The following is a 3,681-nucleotide window of genomic DNA, read 5'->3' on the forward strand; positions in this document are numbered from 1 at the left end:
GCTCTAAAATGCAAAGACACTTAGAAATGGCGGCTGTTTGAGGCGAGCCGAGTTTGGGTCTGCCCCTTGGGTATAGCCAGTTCTTAGTGGATTTGTATTTTTGAGCCTTAGGCCTTCTTGGAGAAATCCCAGACGTGGTCTGAACAGGATACACTACCTTATCTGTATTATATCCTATCAATAGTAGACCATCGACCTCCCCAAACGTGTGCAGTAGAGTAATCATTAATGATCCCTATAAATACATCCATTTCATCCATTCTTATTACGAGTTTTTCTGTTCGCTTTGCCTTGGACTTTAGGGTTACAACATAGTACTTACCAAATGCTGCTGGTTTTATATCTACTCTCTTTAAGGTTCTATATGGTATAAAAGTCTTCCTAGGTAGAAGTATCCCTTCTTCACAAACACGAACCCTAGCTACTATCTTATATATAAAGTAGAAGCTAAATGGTATTAACAAAAGAATATATGAGTATAGAATGTTAATATCGCTGCTATACTGGAATGTGTATTGAATAAGACTCATTACAATAAATCCACAGGTTAAGCAGGCTACTCCCTTCATAACCCCTTCATATCCACAGCAGTAGATATCTGTAAATCTTCGATTTCTAACATGGAGGTAATTTCTAACTACAACAAATCCATCAATTAGACAAAATAATACTAGTACGACTGTTATATATAGGTTGCCTTCCATACAATCACCACCCATTATCTATATAGTGTATAAAAAATTTATCTATACATTATATTATGTTAACAATAAGTAGTTCCTATACATAAATAAAAAATAATCTTATTCTTCTACCTGAAATTTCTCATATAGCTTACTTATATGGGCATTTGTTTTTTCCTCTGCTATAATTAGAAATTCATTTAAGAATTCTTTTTCTATAATTAAATCTTCACTGAATTTAGCACTAGATATAATCTTAATACTATATGCCCTCTCCCCTGGGGTAATATTAATTTCGAATCTAACTATATCTGAATAAGGAATAAATATTCCCCTAGGAAGTATTATTCCTTCCTCGCCTATTTTAGCTTTAATACTTCTTTTAAGTATATAATATCCTATTACGAATATTGGAATTACTATATTGTAGGCTATATCTATACTGTTACTCTCTAGCCTAATCCAAAAGAATAAACCATCAATTACTAAATAAATTATTAGGGTACGTGCTATATTTATCATTAACCCATAGTATCCCGTTTTATAGAGGGTATTAAATTTTATATTTCTTATCTTAAATCGATTAATTAATATACTTATTAAATCGATTAGTATTAAAGCTCCTATAACTTCTATTATAAGTTTTAATCCAGTCACCTTATCCTCTCCTTTTTGTATATTTTTTACACTGCATTTTAAATTATTATTCTATTTATAATATGTATATTCCTTTAAATAATAACAAAAAGCAGCCAAATATTTGGCTACTTCTCTTTAGTATTATTATATTTAATTAAGCTGACTCTTTAGGTATTCTATTATAAACGGGTCAAGTTCCCCATCCATTACAGCGTTTATGTTTCCTATTTCCTTATTTGTTCTATGGTCTTTAACCATTGTATAAGGCTGGAATACATAACTTCTAATCTGTGAACCCCATCCTATTTGGTTGTGGTCACCTGTTAAATCCTCAATTCTCTCCTTGTGCTCTCTTTCCTTAATCTCTATAAGCTTAGACTTAAGCATCTTCATAGCTGTTTCCTTGTTAGAGTGCTGAGAACGCTGATTCTGACACTGTACTATTATACCTGTAGGAAGATGGGTAATTCTTATAGCAGACTCTGTTTTGTTAACATGCTGCCCACCAGCTCCCCCTGCTCTATATGTGTCTATTTTAAGATCTTCAGTTCTTATATCAATATCCTGCTGCTGTGTAATCTCAGGTAAAACTTCAACAGATAAGAATGATGTATGACGCTTTCCTGCTGAATCAAATGGAGATATTCTAACTAGTCTATGAACACCTTTTTCTGACTTAAGATATCCATATGCATACTCTCCCTTAATCTCAAGTGAAGCAGACTTAACACCAACTTCATCTCCAGGAAGATAGTCTATAATTTCTGTTTTAAATCCCTTAGATTCTGCCCATCTTGTGTACATTCTAAGTACCATTTCAGCCCAGTCACAGGCCTCTGTACCACCTGCCCCTGCGTGAATACTTAGTATAACGTCATTCTTATCATATTCACCTGATAATAGTGTTGTAATCTTAAGCTGCTCTAAAGACTCATCAATAACTCTGCGTTCACTTCTAATCTCAGATACTGAAGAAAGATCCTCCTCCATATCTGAAATCTCTATAAGAACCTCAAAATCTTCAATTCTTCTCTCTAATGCTTCATATGAATCAATCTTATCCTTAATTCCCTTTATAGTCTGAAGTGTAGACTGTGCTGAGGATGGATCATTCCAAAAATCCTCACGTAGGACAATTTCATCGAGCTTTGACAGTTCTAGTTTAAGCCCATCAATGTCAAAGTGAAGCCCTCATTTCTTTTAAAGCTTCCTTCATAGGAGCAATAGCACTATAGTGCTCTTCTAATTGTATATGCACCTAAAGCACTCCCTTCATACGTCTTTTATTCATTATAGTCTGTATATCATACTGACTCAACAAAATATATTTTTTATTTATATAAAACAAAGCCAGCCTACTTAATTAAGCTGACTCATTATTTATTTACTTAATCTAGGTGATTAATTTCTTCATCGGATAAACCTGTAGCTTTCTTAATAGTATCTATATCTAAACCTATAACTAAAAGATTTCTAGCTACTTCCCTAGCCTTATTTAATTCACCTTCTCTTCTTCCTGTACTTAAAAGATTTGCTCTTTCATGTAATGATGCCTCTCTCGCCCTATAAAGCTCAATAGTTTCTGGGTCAGAACTTAGGTATTCAATTCTCTCTTCTGCCTTCTTGATGTCCTTATCCATTTCCATCAACTCCTTTAGCTCATTTTCACTAATATCTTCCCTTAAGAACGTTAACCATCTATGAAGCTTATTATCCTTAAGGTCCTTATGGATTAACTTTCTAAACTTAGCTATCTCTATGAAATGTATTTCAATAAGGTCTGTTAACATATAGTCCTTATCTTCATCTTCCCATAAGTGAAACTTGCTATGAAACTTCTCAAGTGGAATATACTCAAAATCAAGTATATTAATAGTTATAACCTTTGAAAGCTTGTTATAGTCTTCACCCTTCGATATTCCCTGGTTAAATAATTTACCCCAATACCATAGAGTTCTCTTATCCATATTATGCTGGTTAGTTAATTGAATCTCTATATCTATTTGAGTTCCATCACTAGTTTTTGCTCTTACATCAAGTATACCTGTTTTATCGTCTACTAATTCCTTAACTAACTCTTTATTATCTATAATTTCTAAATCTACTAACTTATCAATATCTTTTTTGTCTAAAATAGCATTAAGTAAAGCTATTAGGTTATCCTTTGTTTCCTCTTCACCAAATAACTTCTTAAAAATAAAATCATTAAGGGGTTTTAATCTTCTCATCGCACTCACCTCTTAATTTTATTCTATCACACTACCTATTTCCTTACAATTATATGCATATTTTCATAGAAAGGATATATAAAAAATAAAGGTAGCCATATGGCTACCTAGTTTTTATTGAAATCTACCGC

Annotated in this window: 4 protein-coding genes; all 4 read right to left on the minus strand. The window is 32.7% G+C overall.

Features of this window, described 5'->3' with window-relative positions; all coding sequences use genetic code 11:
- Window positions 1–167 precede the first annotated feature (167 nt).
- The 4 genes from RR539_RS10550 to RR539_RS10565 all read right to left on the minus strand — a co-directional run bounded on the left by RR539_RS10550 (window position 168) and on the right by RR539_RS10565 (window position 3,550).
- Entirely contained in the window at window positions 168–704 is a 537-nt protein-coding gene (locus tag RR539_RS10550; protein WP_332483763.1) for a hypothetical protein, read from the minus strand.
- A gap of 99 nt (window positions 705–803) precedes the next feature.
- Window positions 804–1,340, minus strand: coding sequence for a hypothetical protein (locus RR539_RS10555; protein ID WP_332474826.1), 537 nt, complete (start codon window positions 1,338–1,340; stop codon window positions 804–806).
- 132 nt (window positions 1,341–1,472) lie between these two features.
- Window positions 1,473–2,580 (minus strand): peptide chain release factor 2 gene (gene prfB / locus RR539_RS10560; RefSeq protein ID WP_442878415.1). Its coding sequence is split into 2 segments (ribosomal slippage): window positions 1,473–2,501 and window positions 2,503–2,580, totalling 1,107 coding nucleotides; the frame shifts between segments, so codons are not numbered across the junction.
- 130 nt (window positions 2,581–2,710) lie between these two features.
- Window positions 2,711–3,550, minus strand: a complete 840-nt coding sequence (locus RR539_RS10565) for an Rpn family recombination-promoting nuclease/putative transposase (protein ID WP_332474828.1) — start codon at window positions 3,548–3,550, stop codon at window positions 2,711–2,713.
- Window positions 3,551–3,681: the final 131 nt, after the last annotated feature.

This window comes from Clostridium sp., from assembly GCF_036639235.1.
Classification (GTDB): domain Bacteria; phylum Bacillota; class Clostridia; order Clostridiales; family Caloramatoraceae; genus Clostridium_AB.

Bases quoted from the DNA above. Each gene is read 5' to 3' on its own strand.
- RR539_RS10550 (WP_332483763.1), bottom strand. From the start codon at position 704: ATGGAAGGCAACCTATATATAACAGTCGTACTAGTATTATTTTGTCTA.
- RR539_RS10565 (WP_332474828.1), bottom strand. From the start codon at position 3,550: ATGAGAAGATTAAAACCCCTTAATGATTTTATTTTTAAGAAGTTATTT.